This window comes from Prevotella sp. khp1, from assembly GCF_900102205.1.
In the GTDB taxonomy this organism is placed as follows: domain Bacteria; phylum Bacteroidota; class Bacteroidia; order Bacteroidales; family Bacteroidaceae; genus Prevotella; species Prevotella ruminicola.
In genome coordinates this window covers 922,323-940,694 of record NZ_FNJZ01000001.1, presented here as the reverse complement: position 1 = coordinate 940,694, position 18,372 = coordinate 922,323, and the positions used below count along the sequence as shown (strand labels likewise).

At 48.3% G+C, this 18,372-nt stretch carries 13 protein-coding genes; 7 read left to right on the top strand and 6 right to left on the bottom strand.

What is annotated here, in order from left to right; genetic code table 11:
* The first annotated feature begins 92 nt into the window (after positions 1 to 92).
* Genes BLR73_RS04080 through BLR73_RS04060 form a run of 5 tightly spaced genes read left to right on the top strand, consistent with a single transcriptional unit; the run spans position 93 to position 6,146 of the window.
* Positions 93 to 1,445 (top strand): PBP1 and LysM peptidoglycan-binding domain-containing protein, encoded by a 1,353-nt coding sequence (locus BLR73_RS04080; RefSeq protein WP_091859218.1) that lies wholly within the window; start codon positions 93 to 95, stop codon positions 1,443 to 1,445.
* Between the two features lie 18 nt (positions 1,446 to 1,463).
* On the top strand, positions 1,464 to 2,273 hold the full coding sequence (locus tag BLR73_RS04075) for a porin family protein (protein ID WP_028907630.1): 810 nt from the start codon (positions 1,464 to 1,466) through the stop codon (positions 2,271 to 2,273).
* Between the two features lie 10 nt (positions 2,274 to 2,283).
* Positions 2,284 to 3,816 carry a peptide MFS transporter gene (locus BLR73_RS04070; RefSeq protein ID WP_033149912.1) on the top strand — a complete coding sequence of 511 codons (1,533 nt, stop codon included), beginning with the start codon at positions 2,284 to 2,286 and terminating at the stop codon, positions 3,814 to 3,816.
* Positions 3,817 to 5,214, top strand: coding sequence for a Na+/H+ antiporter NhaC family protein (locus BLR73_RS04065; RefSeq protein WP_028907628.1), 1,398 nt, complete (start codon positions 3,817 to 3,819; stop codon positions 5,212 to 5,214).
* Positions 5,211 to 6,146, top strand: coding sequence for an endonuclease/exonuclease/phosphatase family protein (locus BLR73_RS04060; RefSeq protein WP_091859215.1), 936 nt, complete (start codon positions 5,211 to 5,213; stop codon positions 6,144 to 6,146). Before BLR73_RS04065 ends, BLR73_RS04060 begins: the two co-directional genes overlap by 4 nt.
* Here BLR73_RS04060 and BLR73_RS04055 read toward each other — a convergent pair.
* The 5 genes from BLR73_RS04055 to yidC all read right to left on the bottom strand — a co-directional run bounded on the left by BLR73_RS04055 (position 6,136) and on the right by yidC (position 14,724).
* On the bottom strand, positions 6,136 to 7,491 hold the full coding sequence (locus tag BLR73_RS04055; RefSeq protein ID WP_091859211.1) for an MFS transporter: 1,356 nt from the start codon (positions 7,489 to 7,491) through the stop codon (positions 6,136 to 6,138). The two genes, BLR73_RS04060 and BLR73_RS04055, sit on opposite strands and share 11 nt — an antisense overlap.
* Positions 7,467 to 8,930, bottom strand: a complete 1,464-nt coding sequence (locus tag BLR73_RS04050) for a DUF1846 domain-containing protein (protein WP_033149916.1) — start codon at positions 8,928 to 8,930, stop codon at positions 7,467 to 7,469. Before BLR73_RS04050 ends, BLR73_RS04055 begins: the two co-directional genes overlap by 25 nt.
* Before the next feature lie 2 nt (positions 8,931 to 8,932).
* Entirely contained in the window at positions 8,933 to 10,555 is a 1,623-nt protein-coding gene (locus BLR73_RS04045; protein WP_091859207.1) for an MFS transporter, read from the bottom strand.
* A gap of 105 nt (positions 10,556 to 10,660) precedes the next feature.
* On the bottom strand, positions 10,661 to 12,829 hold the full coding sequence (locus BLR73_RS04040) for a dipeptidyl-peptidase Dpp5 (protein ID WP_013065720.1): 2,169 nt from the start codon (positions 12,827 to 12,829) through the stop codon (positions 10,661 to 10,663).
* 5 nt (positions 12,830 to 12,834) lie between these two features.
* Positions 12,835 to 14,724: a membrane protein insertase YidC gene (yidC, locus tag BLR73_RS04035; RefSeq protein WP_091859205.1), complete on the bottom strand. Its 1,890-nt coding sequence runs from the start codon at positions 14,722 to 14,724 to the stop codon at positions 12,835 to 12,837.
* A gap of 109 nt (positions 14,725 to 14,833) precedes the next feature.
* On the opposite strand from yidC, the gene BLR73_RS04030 reads away from it, so the two are divergent.
* The gene (locus BLR73_RS04030; protein WP_091859202.1) at positions 14,834 to 16,012 is read left to right on the top strand and encodes a DUF3078 domain-containing protein; all 1,179 of its coding nucleotides are present in this window, start codon (positions 14,834 to 14,836) and stop codon (positions 16,010 to 16,012) included.
* Here the strand turns inward: BLR73_RS04030 and BLR73_RS04025 are convergent.
* Positions 16,009 to 16,395: a DUF1573 domain-containing protein gene (locus BLR73_RS04025; protein WP_073044179.1), complete on the bottom strand. Its 387-nt coding sequence runs from the start codon at positions 16,393 to 16,395 to the stop codon at positions 16,009 to 16,011. The two genes, BLR73_RS04030 and BLR73_RS04025, sit on opposite strands and share 4 nt — an antisense overlap.
* A gap of 140 nt (positions 16,396 to 16,535) precedes the next feature.
* On the opposite strand from BLR73_RS04025, the gene aspS reads away from it, so the two are divergent.
* Positions 16,536 to 18,317 (top strand): aspartate--tRNA ligase, encoded by a 1,782-nt coding sequence (aspS, locus tag BLR73_RS04020; RefSeq protein WP_033149919.1) that lies wholly within the window; start codon positions 16,536 to 16,538, stop codon positions 18,315 to 18,317.
* The last annotated feature ends 55 nt before the right edge of the window (positions 18,318 to 18,372 follow it).

Sequence of the window (18,372 nt, the reverse complement as noted above, 5' to 3'; positions counted from 1 at the left end):
GGCAATTCTTTTTTAAAAAAAGCGGTAAAACCGAGCGGATATTTGATAATTATTTAGTACTTTTGTACGCGAAATGACTAAATTTTGAAAATATGACGCGAGTTTTAAGATATTTTTTGTTCTTAGCTGCCCTCTGTCTGACAGTTGGTGTGGCCTCGGCTCAAGAGGGTGAACAGATACGCGGATTGCATAAAGTGAAGAAGAAGGAAACCATCTTCGGCATTTCGCGTATGTATGATCTCACCATCGAGCAGCTGATGAAGGCTAACCCCGAGATGAACGAGCCTGGCTACGAACTGAAGAAAGGCGCCGTGCTGAAGATTCCGTTTGCTACCCTGCAGGTAGCAGCCCCCGTAGCCAAAGAGCCCGATATGGATGCTATCGATGATGTACGTAAGCGTGCCATCCGACTGGGTGTGATGCTGCCGCTGCACAATGTGAATGGCGACGGCAAGCGCATGGTAGAGTACTACCGTGGTGTGCTGATGGCTTGCGACAGCTTGAAGCAGCGTGGCATTTCGGTTGACATCCATGCCTGGAATGCAGCTGAGGACGGCAATATCAACGAGATTCTGAATGACGAGGCAGCTGCCAAGTGCGACCTGATTATCGGTCCGCTCTACTCTAAGCAGATGGCTGCCTTGTCGGCTTTCGTCGAGAAACATAAGATTAAACTGCTGATCCCATTCTCTATCAATGCGCCCCAGTTGGCCGATAATAAGTACATCTATCAGGTGTACCAGAGTCATATCACCCAGAACTCGGCCACTATCGAGCATTTTGTGAAGGGATTCAAGAACTACCATACGGTGATTATTGACTGTAACGACTCTACCAGTAATAAGGGTGAGTTTACCACAGCCCTGCGTCGCCAGTTGGAGCAGCAGAAGATGACATGTAACATTACCAATCTGAAATCAGGCGAGAGCGATTTCTCAAAGGCATTCAGTCGTACCAAGCCTAATGTGGTGATACTGAATACCGGTCGTTCGCCTGAACTGGGTGTTGCTTTCTCAAAGCTGAATGGTTTGAAGGTAACCGATCCGGATCTGGCTATTACCATGTTTGGTTATACCGAGTGGTTGATGTACACACGTACGCACTTAGAGAACTTCTATAAGTTTAATACCTACATACCGTCGGTGTTCTACTATAATCCGCTGTCGGCATCAACCAAGCGTCTGCAGCAGAAGTTCCGTTGGAATTTCCATACCGATATGCAGAACAATCTGCCTCGCTTTGCACTTACCGGTTTCGACCATGCTTACTTCTTCCTGATGGGCTTGCACCGCGAGGGACGTAAGTTCTTGGGTGCAGAGAGTAATCCCGACTATGTGCAGACACCATTACAGTTTGAGCGTTATGGCAATGGCGGATTGCGTAACCATACACAGTTGTTTGTTCACTACACCCGCGATAGCCGCGTGGAAACGATTAAGTTCTAAAGAATGAGGGATGTAAGGATGATAAAGCGTATATTTGTAATTTTTTCATTTTTCCATTTTTTCATTGCAACGGCAGTTGCTCAGGTAGGCGACTATCGTAACGACTTGGCTGTTGGTGTGAACGGCGGTTATGTAATGAGTAATGTATCGTTTGTGTCGAAGGTACCACAGTCGATGTTAGGTGGCATTACCGGTGGTATCACGGCCCGTTACACTTGTGAGAAATATTTTAGTAGTATCTGTGCTGTAACGGCTGAGTTGAACTTTGCACAGATAGGTTGGCAGGAAAAGATATGGGATATGAACGATCAGCCCGTGCCCCTGCATACTGATCCTTCTCAGAATCTGGAGTATAAACGTAAGATGACCTACGTGCAGATACCACTGCTGGCCCGACTGGGCTGGGGGCGTGAGCGCAATGGCGTGCAGGCCTTTATCCATTTGGGTCCTCAGATTGGATTCTATCTGAACGATAAGGTGGAGAGCAACTTTGATGTGCACGATCCTGCCTTTAACCCAGCAATCAAAGATGGAAAATTCGGTCCCGACTACATGTATGGTGACCTGCGTGCATCGCATGTAGTGGCACAGGATACCATGGCCATCGAGAATAAGTTTGATTATGGTATTGCTGTTGGTGCAGGACTTGAATTCAGCAATCGCCACTTTGGACATTTCATGATAGAAGGCCGCTACTACTACGGATTAGGTAACATATATGGCAACACAAAACGCGACTATTTTTCGCGATCTAACTTCGGTAACATCGTGATTAAGTGTACTTATCTGTTTGACATCATCAGAACAAAGAATTCTAAAATCAAATAAATAATTAATTATGTTCGAAAATCAACCCAAAGGTTTATTTGCGTTGGCCCTGGCCAACACAGGCGAGCGCTTCGGTTATTATACCATGCTTGCCGTGTTTGCTCTTTTCTTGAGAGCTAATTACGGATTGTCGCCAGCTATGGCAGGCACAATCTACAGTTCGTTCCTTATGCTGGTTTACTTCCTGCCCCTGATTGGTGGTATCCTGGCTGATAAGTTCGGTTTCGGAAAGATGGTTACCACAGGTATCATCATTATGTTTGCCGGCTATCTGTTGCTGTCGGTGCCCCTTGGTGGCGATACCGTAGCGCTGGTGGTGATGCTGGCTGCCCTGTTGCTGATTGGTTTTGGTACCGGTTTGTTCAAGGGTAACCTGCAGGTAATGGTGGGTGACTTGTATAACGATCCGCAGTATAAGGATAAGCGCGATGCCGGTTTCTCTATCTTCTACATGGCTATCAACATCGGTGCCCTGTTTGCACCTACTGCTGCTATCCGTATCAAGGAGTATGCCGAGACCGCGCTTGGTTATTCATCTAACGATGCTTACCACTTCTCGTTTGCAGTGGCATGCGCATCGCTGGTACTCTCGATAGCCATCTATTACATGTTCCGTTCAACCTTCCGTCATACTGAGGGTGGAACCAAGAAGGCTGCTAAGGCTGATGCTGCAAGCACCGAGCCTGAGCTCACCAAGGAGGAAACCAAGCAGCGTATTGTGGCTCTGTGCCTGGTATTTGCTGTGGTAATTTTCTTCTGGATGGCCTTCCACCAGAACGGTTTGTCGCTCACATACTTTGCCGATGAGTTTACTGCTCAGAGTGCTCAGGGCCTGCAGGCCATGTGCTTCGACGTATGGAACCTGGTAGCCATCGTATTCATTGTGTATGCTTCGTTCTCACTGTTCCAGTCGAAGACTCCAAAAGCAAAGGCTATCTCACTGGGTGTGATTGTGTTGGCACTGGCTTTCCTGTTTATTCAGTATGATGCTGAGGGTACAGTAACTGTATCAGCTCCTATCTTCCAGCAGTTCAACCCCTTCTATGTAGTAGCCCTCACACCAGTATCGATGGCTATCTTCGGTTCGTTGGCAGCTAAGGGCAAGGAGCCATCTGCTCCCCGTAAGATTGCTTATGGTATGATTGTGGCCGCTATCGCTTATGCACTGATGGCCTTCTCATCATTCGGCCTGCCAATGCCTCAGACCGAGGTAGGTGCTGATGGTAACCCTGTTGCTGTTCATGTAGCTGATGTTACACCAAACCTGCTGATTATGGTTTATCTGGTGTTGACATTCGGTGAGCTGCTGCTCAGTCCTATGGGTATCTCATTTGTATCAAAGGTTGCACCTCCAAAGTACAAGGGTATGATGATGGGGGGCTGGTTTGTTGCTACTGCCATCGGTAATCAGCTTGTTGTAGTAGGTGGATTGCTGTGGGGTGCAGTACCCCTCTGGATCTGCTGGAGTGTGTTCCTGGGCGTTTGCTTGGTAGCAGCAGTATTCATGTTCGCTATGATGAAGCGTCTCGAAAAAGTTTGCTAAATGATTTCATTTATCCCATTCATAGTACTGATAGTACTCATTACATGTTGCGTTGCCGTTTTTGGCAACGCAACTTTAGATGGTGCCAGTCAGGTGTCGTTGTTGGCGGCATCGGCAGTAAGTGTGTTAATAGGCCATTTCTCCAAACGACTGGAATGGGAGAATCTGGAAAAAGAGATAACGGATAAGATAGCCAGTTGTACACCGGCTATCATTATCCTTTTGTTGATCGGTGCCATCGGTGGAACCTGGATGGTATCGGGCATTGTGCCTACGATGATCTACTATGGCATGCAGATTATCCGCCCCGAGGTGTTCTTGGTGAGCAGTAGTGTGCTGTGTGCATTGGTGAGCTTGATGATCGGTTCGTCGTGGACTACCGTTGCTACCATCGGTGTAGCGCTGATGGGTATCGGTAAGGCACATGGTTTTGATGATGGCTGGATTGCCGGTTCTATCATCACAGGTGCTTATTTTGGTGATAAGTTGTCGCCATTGAGCGATACTACTGTGTTGGCTTCGAGTGTATCGGGTACGCCATTGTTTACGCATATCCGTTATATGCTTTATACCACGGTGCCTTCGTTCTTGGTATCGCTTTCTATCTTCCTGATTGCAGGACTAATGATGAACGTATCGGGTCATGGCAATGTGCAGGAGTTTATGGACGGCTTGCAGCATACGTTTGTGATTTCGCCTTGGTTGTTGATAGTACCTGTACTGACGGGTGTGATGATTGCGCGCCGTTGGCCATCGATGGTGGTACTGTTCCTGGCTATTCTGTTGGCAGCTGTGGTAGGATTGTTGGTACAGCCCGACCTGATCCGACAGATTTCGGGTCACGATGGTTTCCTGTCATCTTACAAAGGTATGATGCAGGTATGTTATGGTAGTACGAATATTGAGACGGGCGTGCCGATGCTGAACGATCTGGTGCAGACCAGTGGTATGGGTGGTATGATGCCGACTATCTGGCTGATTATTTGCGCACAGACTTTCGGTGGTGCGCTGACAGCAACCGGACAGCTGGCCGACCTGATGAAGGTGGTGCTGCGCTGGGTGCGTGGTACAGCTTCGTTGGTAGCTTCGACGGTTGGCACCTCGCTGTTCTGCAATATCGCGATGGCCGATCAGTACCTGTCGATTATGCTGGCCAGTTCGATGTTTAAGGATGTATATAGGAAAGGTGGCTACGAGGCCCGTTTGCTGAGTCGCAGTTGCGAGGATGGTGCAACGGTAACCTCGGTACTGGTGCCTTGGAACACTTGCGGACTTACCCAGAGCACTGTGCTTGGTGTGGCTACGCTCACTTATCTGCCTTATTGTTTCTTCAATATCCTGTCGCCTATCACGAGTATCCTTGTGGCAGGGCTTGGCTGGAAAATCAAGCGTAAATGATACTCAGTCTGCTGTTATCGGGCTTCTTGACATTTGTAGAGTTGAACTGCGAAAACTTGTTCGACTATACTCACGATGCTGGTAAGCAGGATACTGAATTTCTTCCAGAATCGGACAGACATTGGACGTCGAAACGTTATTGGCATAAACTGAATATGGTGGCTCAGGAATTGCTTTCGTGTTCGGATGAAGGCAATGGTATCCCTGATTTAGTGGCATTATGTGAGGTTGAGAACGATTCGGTGATGCGTGATTTCACGCGTCGCTCGCTGTTGCGTAATGCCGGCTATCAGTATCTGATGACTTCTTCGCCCGATGAGCGCGGCATTGATGTGGCGCTACTTTATGCGCCAGCTTCGTTTGCACCCATCCGTAGTTATGCTATTCGTGTGAATCCTGTCGAGGGCATGCGTGTTACACGAGATATACTGTATGCCTGTGGCGAAACTGTTTCTGGTGATACACTCCATGTGTTTGTGGTGCATCAGCCCAGTAAGTTTGGTGGCGAGAAACATAGTCGCCCATTCAGACTGGCTGTGGCAGATCGACTTTGCCAATCGATAGATTCTATCCGTGCCATCTCTCCTGATGCCAAATTGATGGTTGCGGGCGACTTTAATGATGGTGCGCTTAGTCCAAGTCTGTTACAATACGAGCAACATGGTTTGGTGAACCTGACCAAACATGCTAAGGGTGCCAATGGTGTTCGTGGCACCTATCGTTACAAAGGCGAGTGGGAGAGTATCGATCATATATTAGGCAGTTCCTCTATTAATAATAAGGTGGATACCGCTTTTATTCACGCACCGAAGTTCTTATTAGAAGAGGATGCCAGATATGGCGGGTATCGACCACGAAGAACGTATATCGGTCCTCGTTATCAGGGTGGTTTCAGCGACCACCTGCCATTAGTTGTACGACTTATTTTTTAATATTCGGCAGTTGCAACCCGTAGTTCTTTTTCTTGTCGATTACCAGTATGGCAATCGCTGTTACAGCTGCGCCTAATGCCGTAAATCCAAAAATCAGCATCGAGGTAGTGTAGGTAGGATCAGTTTCATTAGCTCGTCCTACACACATGGGAATCACAGCACGTCCGAAGTTCTGGATAAAGAAAACCATGGAGTAAGCGGTGCCTAAACATTTCAGTGGGATAATCTTTGGTACGCAAGGCCATAAGGCGGCAGGTGCCAACGAGTAGCCAATGCTGAGTGTGACCATCAAAGCGATGGCAATGGTGCTGCTGTGAATAGGCAGTGAGAAACCGAAATGAACGGCTGTAAGCATAAGTGCACCTGTAATCACCAAGGTTACGCCTTTGCCATAGCGGTCGTAAATCAGTCCGAATAATGGTGTCATCAGGATGGTACCGAAGGGTGCAATCGATGAGAAAAATCCTGCAATATCGGGATCAACACCATATTTCATCACCATCAGTTTTGTTGAGAATTTGAGGAATGGCGATACGGCCGAATAGAACAATACGCAGAACAGTGTAATGAGCCAGAAACCGGGATTACGAAGGGTGACGAGGATATCAGAAAAATGGAATTGCTCCTCATACTGCGTGTTATCAGCACTATCCTCTGTTGTTTGTCCACTATCATCTAACTTGCGGTCCATTACGCAGAATACCAGGAATGCCAACAGACCGATGATTAAGAATGCCAGCGATATTAATAGTGGCATGGAGAGTGTGTAGTGGCGGGCGATGGGGGCTGAGATGCTCAGGGCTGCAGCGGTGCCCAAACGGGCCATGGCTAACTGGATGCCCATGGCCAAGGCTAACTCGTGACCAGTGAACCATCGTACCATGGCTTTTGATACGCTGATGCCTGTCATCTCGTAACCTACACCGAATATAGCAAATCCCAAGGATGCCCAAACGGCTGAGGCGGGCAGCTGATAATCGAGAAATGCTATGGGCTCGTTACCGAATTCGGCCGTTACGGCATAATACTTTATCAGTGTGCCTAAGGCCATCAGCGAACAGGCTAACGTGCCTGTAAAACGGATACCCATCTTGTCGAGAATCAATCCCGAGAAGAAGAGCATCAACAGAAATACATTGATAAAACTGCCTGCGCCTGAGAAGAAACCATAGTCGGATGGTGTCCAACCTAAGCCTCCCAGCTCCTTGGGCAGTTCAAGGAGCGTTTCGAGTGGCGACATAACGTCGTTAACGAAATAGCCCATCATCATGGCGGTTGCCACGATGATGAGCACTGTCCATCTCGCAAAAGGCGAGTTATTTATTTTTTCTTTACTGGGTCGCATGTCAATCCACAACCTAATTTCTTGAAGATCTTGCGGTCAACCTCGCTCAGCATAACGGTGGTGTGTACCTGACAGCCACGCAGCTTGGGCAGCTGCTCCAAGGCTTTGCGACATTTCTCGTCGTCGTTAGAGAGTACGCTTAGGGCTACCAGTACCTCGTCGGTATGCAGGCGGGGGTTCTTACCACCTAAGTATTCAATCTTGGTCTTCTGTACGGGCTCGATCAGACTCTGTGGAATCAGCTTCTCCTCGTGATTTATTTCTGCCAGATGTTTCATGGCATTGATTAGCAGAGCGGCACTGCAACCTAACAATGGCGATGACTTGGCGGTGATTATGGTACCATCCTCAAGCTCGATAGCAGCAGCCTGCAGACCTGTCTCGATCTTCTTCTCGTAGGCAGCTGTGGTAACCGGACGGAAGGCGGTAGTAATCTTGGCCTGATTAAAGAGCATACGTATCTTGTTTACCTCGCTCTCGTTATCAGCACCGTCGGCCATCTTGTTGGTAGCATCGTAGAAACGGCGGATAATCTCATCCTTCGAAGCCTTGCAGCAAATCTCATCGTCGCTGATGCAGAAACCAATCATGTTCACACCCATATCGGTGGGCGACTTGTAAGGATTCTCGCCATAGATGCCCTCGAAGAGAGCATTAAGCACGGGGAAGATTTCGATGTCGCGATTGTAGTTCACGGCAGTCTTGTTGTATGCCTCCAGGTGGAAGGGGTCGATCATGTTCACATCGTTCAGGTCGGCAGTTGCAGCTTCGTAGGCGATGTTTACAGGATGCTTCAAAGGCAGGTTCCATACGGGGAAGGTCTCGAACTTAGCATATCCGGCACGGATGCCACGCTTGTTCTCGTTGTAGAGCTGACTCAGACAGGTAGCCATCTTACCGCTACCAGGACCAGGAGCTGTTACGATAACGAGTGGACGTGAGGTCTCTACGTAATCGTTCTTTCCAAAGCCCTCGTCGCTGGCAATCAGCTCCACGTTGTGTGGGTAGCCGTCGATGGGGTAGTGGATGTACGATTTGATGCCCTCGCGCTCCAGACGATGACGGAACTGATCGGCAGCATGCTGACCGTTGTAGTGGGTAATAACCACACTGCCCACCATGAAGTTGCGGCCCATGAACTCATCGCGCAAACGCAGTACATCCTCGTCGTAGGTAATGCCGAGGTCGGCACGTACCTTGTTCTTCTCGATGTCCTCGGCGCTAACCACGATGACAATCTCGATGCTGTCGCGCAGCTGGCCCAGCATGCGCAGCTTACTGTCGGGTTTGAAACCGGGCAGAACACGCGATGCATGGTGGTCGTCGAACAGTTTGCCACCTAACTCCATGTAGAGCTTGCCGTCGAACTGAGCGATGCGCTCCTTGATATGCTCAGACTGAATCTTGAGATACTTGTCGTTATCGAAACCTATTTTCATAATTATTCTGTGATGTTTGGAAGTTCAAGACCAATACCTTTCTTCTTATCTACCACTTTGAGCACGAAGCCTAAGATGAGGGCTGCTACACCAAGCGAAGCCAGCATTACCAGAGGTGCTGTGTAATCGAACTGTGTTGGATCGGTTACGCCAGGGTTTGTCTGGTCGAGTACCTTACCAATTAGCAGTGGGAACAACCACAAACCGATGTTCTGAATCCAGAAAATCAGAGCGTAGGCCGAACCGATTACCTTAGCATCAACCAGCTTGGGCACTGAAGGCCAGAGGCTTGCAGGTACCAGTGAGAACGAAGCACCCAGCACCAGAATAGTGGTGTAAGCGATGATGATACCACCAACAGCATTGCCCTTGAACATAGGCAACACGAAAGCGAAGGTGAGGTGACAGGCAATCAGCAGGATTGAACCCAGTACCAGCATGGTGGCTGCCTTACCGTGGTGATCGAGATAGCTACCAAGGATAGGTGTGATGAGTACAGCCAGCAGTGGGAATACAGCAAAGATACTCTCGGCTGACTGACGCATGAAGCCCATATAACAGTAGGTAATGAGTGCTAAGATTGAGAGAGCCAGCAGACCGTACTTCAGGTTGGCCTTCTTCTGGAAGTTTGAGGCGAAACCTGCAGCAGCCACAATCAGCATGATGATGTACTGAACGATGGTAACATCGGGCTGAGCCCAGAATGAGTTAGCATCGGGGGCTGTAAGAGTCAGGTTACACTGCAGCATGTTTACAGCATACTTCTGGAAGGGGAAGATGGCTGAGTAGTAAAGCACGCAAAGCAGAGCTACAATCCAGAAACCAGCATCGGTAAGAATCTTACCCAGGTCGCTGATCTTAAATGGATCGTCTTTCTCCTCAGCTTCGCCAGTCTGTGCATCCAGCTTCTGGTCCATGAAGAAATATACGATGGTCATGATGAGAGCGATACACATCAGTACCACACCGAAGGCTACTGAACGGCTTACTGAAACCTCACCACCCAAACGGGCAAAGAAAGGCGAGAAGATCATACAGGTGGCAACACCCAGACGGGCAAGTGCCATCTCTGAACCCATAGCCAGAGCCATCTCACGACCCTTGAACCATTTTACAATACCACGACTTACGGTGATACCAGCCATCTCACAGCCACAACCAAAGATCATGAAGCCGCAGGCAGCAAACTTAGCTGAAGCAGGCATGCCAGTATAGAATGGTGATACACCCAGTTCGTCGAATACGGGGATATAATTAAGATGGTTGTTAAACCAAGTCTCGAGTCCGGTTCCCATGAAGCTCTCGCTTACGGCATACCATTTTACGCAGGCACCAACCACCATTACAGCAGCCGAAAGCACAGCAGTGAAACGAACGCCCATCTTGTCGAGGATGATACCTGCGAAGATGAGGAAGAACACGAACACGTTAAGGAATACCTCTGAACCCTGCATGGTTCCGAATGCGGTTGAGTCCCAACCACGGGTCTCCTGCATCAGGTCCTTGATAGGTGAGAGGATGTCCATAAAGATGTAGGCACAGAACATGGCCAGTGCCAGCAGTAAAAGCGCAGTCCAGCGCATTCCAGCGCTGTCGCGAAGGGTCTTTTGAATTGCTTGAGTCATTATTTTGTTTCTATTTAATTACTTTTCGTATTTATTCCCACGCTGGGAACATATTATTCCCACACTGGGAATGAATTGTTCCCAAGGTGGGAATATATTGCTTGCTTATTTCAACCAGCGGTCCAACCAGTTAAAGAAGGTGCGCTGCCACAGTACACCGTTCTGTGGTTTCAGTACCCAGTGGTTCTCATCGGGGAAGATGAGTAGCTCGGCTGGAATACCCTTCATGCGTGCTGCATTAAAGGCCGACATACCCTGAGTGGCGTTGATACGGTAGTCCATCTCGCCGTGAATCACAAGGATAGGTGTATCCCACTTGTCAACAAACTGATGAGGTGAGTTCTTGTATGTCTTGTCGGCATTAGCGGTACGATCCTTGTTCCAGTAGGCATCGTCGTACTCGAAGTTAGAGAACCAGTTCTCCTCGGTCTCAGTGTACATGGCCTCCAGGTTAAAGGCACCATCGTGAGAGATGAAGGCCTTGAAACGCTTATCGTGATGACCTGCCAGATAGTAAACCGAGAATCCACCGAACGATGCTCCTACGGCACCCAGTTTATCCTTATCTACGTATGGCAGATTGTTGGCTGCGTCGTCGATAGCTGCCAGATAGTCCTTCATGCACTGACCAGTCCAGTCGCCAGAGATCTCCTCGAGCCACTCCTGACCGAATCCGGGCAGACCGCGACGGTTAGGTGCTACCACTACATAACCCTGTGATGCCATGATCATGAAGTTCCAACGGTAGCTCCAGAACTGTGATACAGGACTCTGAGGACCGCCCTCGCAGAACAGCAGGGTGGGGTACTTCTTATTCTCGTCGAAGTTTGGTGGCAGAATTACCCAAACCAGCATCTGCTTGCCATCGCTGGTCTTTACCCAACGCTGCTGTACGGTTGGCTTAGCCAGCTGATCAAGGATGTGCTTGTTCTCGAAAGTAAGCTGCTTGGTCTGTGTCTTCTCAGGCTTCTTGAAGTTTGGAGTAACAATATACAGATCGGCAGGTGATGTGTAGTTATGACGCTCCATCAGCAGCTGCTTTCCATTGTTCATCAGGTGAATCTGTCCGAAGTCGTCCCAAGTGTTGGTCAACTGCTTCAGTTCACCCTTCCAGTTTACGGCGTAGAGGTTGATGGTAGCGTGCCAAACACCGATAAAGTAAATCATCGCGTCCTTAGAATCGCTCCAAACAAAGTCCTCAACACTTGAATCAAAGCTCTCGGTTACATATTTCTTCTCACCAGTAGCCAGGTTGTAAACACACAGGCGCAGGCGATCAGCCTCATAACCATCGCGCTCCATCGAAGTCCAGGCAATATACTTGCCATCAGGCGAGAACTTAGGATTCTGATCGTAACCTACGTTATTCTTCAGGTTCTCCTTGGCATTCACACTCTGATACTTCAGGGTCTTGGTAGGATTAACCTTTGGTGCCTTGTAATCTGCAGGTTTGCAAAGGTTCTTGGTCTCGCGCGTACCTATTATATATAAATAGATATCTGAGTCGGTAGAGATAGAATACTCCAGACCGGTCTTCTTACGACAGGTATAGGCAATCGACTTAGAGTCGGGTGCCCAGTCTAACTGCTCGATACCACCGAATGGCTCCATGGGGCACTCGTAGGGCTCGCCCTCCAGAATGTCGATACCATCCTTGATGCCATCCTCTGTTACATCAGCAACAAAGGGGTGCTGGATGCTCTCTACATAGTGATCCCAGTGGCGATACATCAGATCGGTTACCAAGCGGCCAGTAGCCTTTGGCAGATCGTCGGGATTCTTCTTGATAATCTCGTTGAACTCGAGTGAGTGGAGCAGAATCACCTTCTTACCATCAGGCGAGAACTTGAAACCCTCGATAGGTTTCGAGGTGTTCGAAATCTGCTTGCGGTCAGAACCGTCGGGGTTCATAGTCCACAGCTGTCCACCGGTAAGGAAAGCAATCTTTCCGTTATACCAGGTAGGATCGGTCTCGCTCTTGCTACCTGTGGTTAGAGTGGTGTTGCCTGTACCATCAGCGTTGATGATGGCAATCTTCTGCTGACTCTTATTAGCCTTTACGCTGTAGTAGCCAATCTGGTAAACAATCTGCTTACCATCGGCCGAAGCCTCGGCAGCACCTACACGACCCATGGCCCAAAGTGCCTCGGGCGTCATCAGGTTGCTGGCAAGCTTGATATTCTGTTTCCCTATCTTCACGTTTTCTGCTGCTTTAACGGGATTAGCTAAAAGCATCATTCCCAATAGTAAAACTGGAATTCTAAATTTCTTCATAAAGTTTATCTTTTTTGTTGGTTCATTCTCTGTTTCTGCAGTTCCTCTGCCTGCTTCTGCATAGCCTCCAGACGGGCTGCCAAACCAGAAGTCTTCTTCTGAGGATTGTTCTTGTTCTCCTTGTACTTAGCCTCCAGGATGGCGAGCAGTTTCTCGTCGTTGGTAGTCTTGCGGAGTGTCCACATGATGGCAGCCGAGAAGAACAGTGAGATAAAGTAGTAGAAGTTCAAACCTGATGAGTAATCGTTGAACATGAAGAAGAACATTACTGGCATCAAGTACATCATCCACTGCATCATCTTCATCTGCTCAGCCTGCTGACCAACCATCTGGTCGCGCTGCTGGCGCATAGTCATATAGCTATAAAGCACGTTGGCTACACAGAACAGGATACAGGTAAGCGACAAGTGATCGCCGATTCCCCAGATCTGAGTGCCCCATTCGATGATTGGATCGTAAGTAGAAAGGTCGCTGATCCACAGGAACGACTCGCGACGCAACTGGATAGCGTTAGGTACGAAGAAGAACATAGCCATCCAGATTGGGAACTGGATGAGCATAGGCAGACATCCACCCAGAGGTGATACGCCATACTGTGAGTACAACTGCATCATAGCCTGCTGTTTCTTCATCTGATCCTCAGGCTTATCGTACTGCTTGGTAGCCTCGTCGAGTTTTGGCTTCAGCACACGCATCTTGGCAGATGACATGTAGCTCTTCTTCACCATTGGGAAGGTGATGACCTTCAGCAACAGGGTAATCAGAATGAGCACGATGCCCATTGAGAAGCCCCATGAGGTGAGCCAGTCGAATACGTAAATGGTAAACCAGCGGTTAATCCAGCGTACCAGCCACCAACCCAGGTTTACTAACTGCTCCAGGTCGAGGTCCTTACCGAATGCACTCTGCTGCTCCACGTCCTTAATCAGACGGAAGTCGTTAGGACCGATATACATCTCGAACTCAGTAGCTTTAGCACCTGTGGGGTCGAAGGCAGTCTTCAGTTTAGCATTAAACTGCTTCAGATAGCCCGAACCCTTCTGCTGAGGAATGCTGGTAAGCAGTGAATTGGCTGCAAACTCATCCTTAGCAATCAGTGCGGCTGAGAAAAACTGGTTCTTGAAAGCCACCCAGTCCAAAGCCTCATCAATATTCTCGTCAATCTTTTCAGAAGTTTCGCTCAGATAGTCGGTACCACCATTCTTCTCCTTATAGGTAACCGAAGTGTAACGGTTCTCAAAAGTAAAACCCTTCTCCTGCTGACGTGCCAGGTCGGTCCACTCAATGCTCATCTCCTGATAGTTAGGAGCAAACATGCCCTGCAGGCCATTGGCCTTCATGTTGAAGTGCAGCATGTAGTCCTTACCCAGAACGTAGTTGAATTCGATGCTACCACCATTGCCAGCCAGAGCTGTCATGGTGAGGGTAGAATCGGTAACGTTTGATGGAGTGAAGAACAGGTCCTTGGTGATGATGTTCTCCGACTTACCAGCCAACATAAAGTTCATCTGCTGGGTGTTCTCGTCGAACAGGGTTACACCCATCTGGTCGTTCAGATTCTCAAAATTCTTAATCACTGCTTTAGCAAGTGTACCACCTTTTGTGTTGAAGGTCAGCTCAACCTTGTCGTTCTTCAGAACAACGGGCTGGTTCTTGCCGTTCTGTGCGGCATAGAACTGTGCTGTTGTGTCACCCTGAGCAGCTGCTGCAGCCTGTGCTTTACGTGCAGCCTCTTCAGCTTTCTGCTTCTTGGCGGCATCCTGTTGCATCACTGTAGCAATGCTGTCTTGTTTTCTCGCAGCTTCCATTTCCTCCTGCGAAGGCTGGTTGTACCAGCTGAAGCCGATAAGCACCAGCGCAATGAGGACGAAGCCGATAATAGTGTCTTTATTCATTTCTATTTTGCTTTTTTATTAATGTACGCGTAAATCAAGGTGCAAAATTACGAAAAAAATGCGAAAAGAATGCATACTATAGGCAAAAAATTGTATCTTTGCACCAGATATGAGAAAAGTTGCATTATTATTCGCAGCATTTTGGGCGCTTAGCGCCTCTGCTGCTCAACCAAAAGATACATTAGACGGACGCTATTTTCGTTTGTTTGCACCAGTCACTTTCTACCATAATGTGGCTAACAAATCACTTTCAATCCAGCCCGATTCGGCTGGTCAGGACCCTGTGGCTGATGCTATCGACGAAGCCTTGTTGCATATTTATCTGAACCGTCCTGATCTGGTGAATACCACCGAGTCGGAACTTCAGCAAACCGGTAATATTCGTAAGGATGTGGATCAGCCCATTAAGAACCAGGTAAAACTGGTTGAAAAGGTTGAAAGCCCAGTTATCGATACCCCCGACGATGTGCCTACTACCATTCTGGTTCAGAAGCCCGATTTCTGGACAAAGAAAGGTGATGGCTATCTGCAGTTTATGCAGAACTATGTAAGTGGTAACTGGTATAAGGGTGGTGAAAGTAACTACTCGATGGTGGGTTCGTTGACCTTAGAGGCCAACTACGATAACCGCAACAAATGGAAGTGGGATAATAAGTTGGAGATGAAACTAGGTTTCCTGCGTTCACGTACTGACTCGATTCATAAGTTCAAGTCGAATGAGGACCTGATTCGTCTCACCAGTAAGGTCGGCTTGCAGGCTGCCAAAAATTGGTATTATACCTTGCAGGTTCTGGCTTATAGCCAGTTTACACAGGGTTTGAAGTCAAACGATCGTAATGTCTATTCCGATTTTATGTCGCCATTCAACCTCAACTTCGGTCTTGGTATGGATTATAAACTGGCTACCAAGGATAAGAAATGGTCGGGTACCGTCAACCTGTCGCCATTGGCTATCAACTACCGTTATGTTGATCGTTTAGACCTTGCCACCAGCTATGGCTTGAAGGAAGGTCGTCATTCGCTGGTTGATTTCGGTTCGCAGCTCACTGCTGATGTGACATGGAAAATAAACGATGTGATCACATGGAAGTCGCGCCTCTATGCATTCACATCGTATAAGCGTACAGAGATTGAGTGGGAAAACACTTTCGCTCTGCGTGTATCAAAGTATATCTCAGCTAACCTGTTCTTCTTCCCTCGTTTCGACGATACAGGTACGAAGGACGACGACCTGGGTTACCTCCAGTTCAAAGAGTATAGCTCTATCGGATTCTCTTACGGCTTTTAGTTTTCCGTCATTTCTCCCTCAATATAGAGGCGGGTCATCTCAACTACACCATTGGTGCGGATAGTGATCGACTTCTTGAAATGGCCGGGGAACTTGCCTGCGCCGTTATAGGTTACCTTAATTTCGCCTTTCTCGCCTGGCTTGATAGGAGCCTTGGTGTACTCGGGTACGGTGCAGCCACAGCTGGCCACAGCCTGATTGATAACCAATGGCTGCTCGCCTACGTTGGTATAGGTGAAGGTGTAAGTAACAACAGGACTTTTCTCAGAGAAACTTCCGAAATCATGTGTCAGTTTATCGAACTTGATTTCAGCAGGTTTCTGTGCCAATGCGGCTGTTAATCCGCAAACCAGCATCAATGCTATAAATGCAATCTTTTTCATCTTTTTGTCGTTTAAATGATTAAATCAGTGCAAAGTTACTATAAAAATATGAATTAATCACGAAGAATTAAGAAATATGTTTGTCTATTATCAATTTTTTATGTAATTTTGCACCTTAAATGAATAAATAGCAATTAAATATGTACAGAAGTAAGACTTGTGGAGAGCTTAGGCTCCAGGATGCCGGTAGTGTTGTAACACTGGCCGGATGGGTACAGCGAAGTCGTAAGATGGGTGGTATGACCTTCGTTGATCTTCGCGATCGTTATGGCTTGACTCAGCTTGTTTTCAACGAGGCTGACGATGCTGAACTGTGCGAGCGTGCCAACAAACTTGGTCGTGAATTTTGTATTCAGATTAAGGGCGAGGTAAGCGAGCGCCAGAGTAAGAATCCCAAGATGCCAACTGGTGATATTGAGATTCTGGTAAAGGAACTGAACGTGCTGAGCGAGAGTCTCACACCTCCATTTACCATCGAGGATAACACCGACGGTGGTGATGATATCCGTATGAAGTATCGCTATCTTGATCTGCGCCGTGCTGCTGTTCGTAAGAATCTCGAACTGCGTCACCGCATGACCATCCTGATTCGTAACTTCCTCGATGCTCAGAACTTTATCGAGGTTGAGACACCGATCCTGATTGGTTCTACACCTGAGGGTGCTCGCGACTTCGTGGTTCCTTCACGTATGAATCCAGGTCAGTTCTATGCCCTGCCACAGTCACCACAGACCCTGAAGCAGTTGCTGATGGTATCAGGTTTCGACCGTTACTTCCAGATTGCCAAGTGTTTCCGTGATGAGGACCTGCGTGCTGATCGTCAGCCTGAGTTTACTCAGATCGACTGTGAAATGTCGTTTGTTGATCAGGAGGATGTGCTCCAGATTTTCGAGGATCTTGCTCGTCATCTGTTCAAGGAGGTTCGTGGTATCGAGCTGCCTGCACTCCAGCGTATGACATGGCACGAGGCTATGCGTCGCTTCGGTAGCGATAAGCCCGATTTGCGTTTCGGCATGGAGTTTGTTGAGCTCATGGATCAGCTTAAGGGGACAGGTACTTTCCCTGTGTTCAATGAGGCAACTTATATCGGTGGTATCTGCGTTCCAGGCTGCGCAAACTATTCTCGTAAGCAGCTCGATGAGCTCACCGAGTTTGTAAAGCGTCCTCAGGTAGGTGCTAAGGGCTTGGTATATGTTAAGTTCAACGAGGATGGTACTGTTAAGTCGTCTATTGATAAGTTCTATACTCCTGAGGTTTGGGCTCAGGTTAAGGAGGCATGTGGTGCCAAGGATGGCGACCTGGTACTGATTCTTAGCGGCGATAATGCCAATAAGACTCGTGTACAGCTCTGCACACTCCGTCTGGAGATGGGTGACCGTCTCGGACTGCGCGATAAGGATAAGTTCGTGTGCTTGTGGATTGTCGACTTCCCACTCTTTGAGTGGAGCGATGAGGAACAGCGCCTGATGGCTACTCACCACCCATTCACAATGCCTAATCCCGACGATATTCCTCTGTTGGATACCGATCCTGCTAAGGTTCGTGCCGTTGCTTACGACTTTGTTTGCAATGGTGTCGAAGTTGGTGGTGGTTCACTGCGTATCCACGATGGCAAGTTGCAGGAAAAGATGTTCCAGATTCTGGGCTTCACTCCCGAGCGCGCTATGGCTCAGTTCGGATTCCTCATCAATGCCTTTAAGTACGGAGCACCCCCTCACGCAGGTCTGGCTTTCGGTCTCGATCGTTTCGTCAGCCTCATGGCTGGTCTCGATAGCATTCGTGATTGTATCGCATTCCCCAAGAATAACAGCGGTCGCGACGTGATGCTCGATGCCCCAGGTGAGTTGGATCAGAAACAACTTGACGAACTTCAGCTTAAGGTTGAACTGCGTTCTACCTCCTCCTTGCAAGGCAGTGAATAAAGTTCACTGCGCTTGCTTCGTTCGTCGGTTGACCTACATCAAGAATAATTTACAT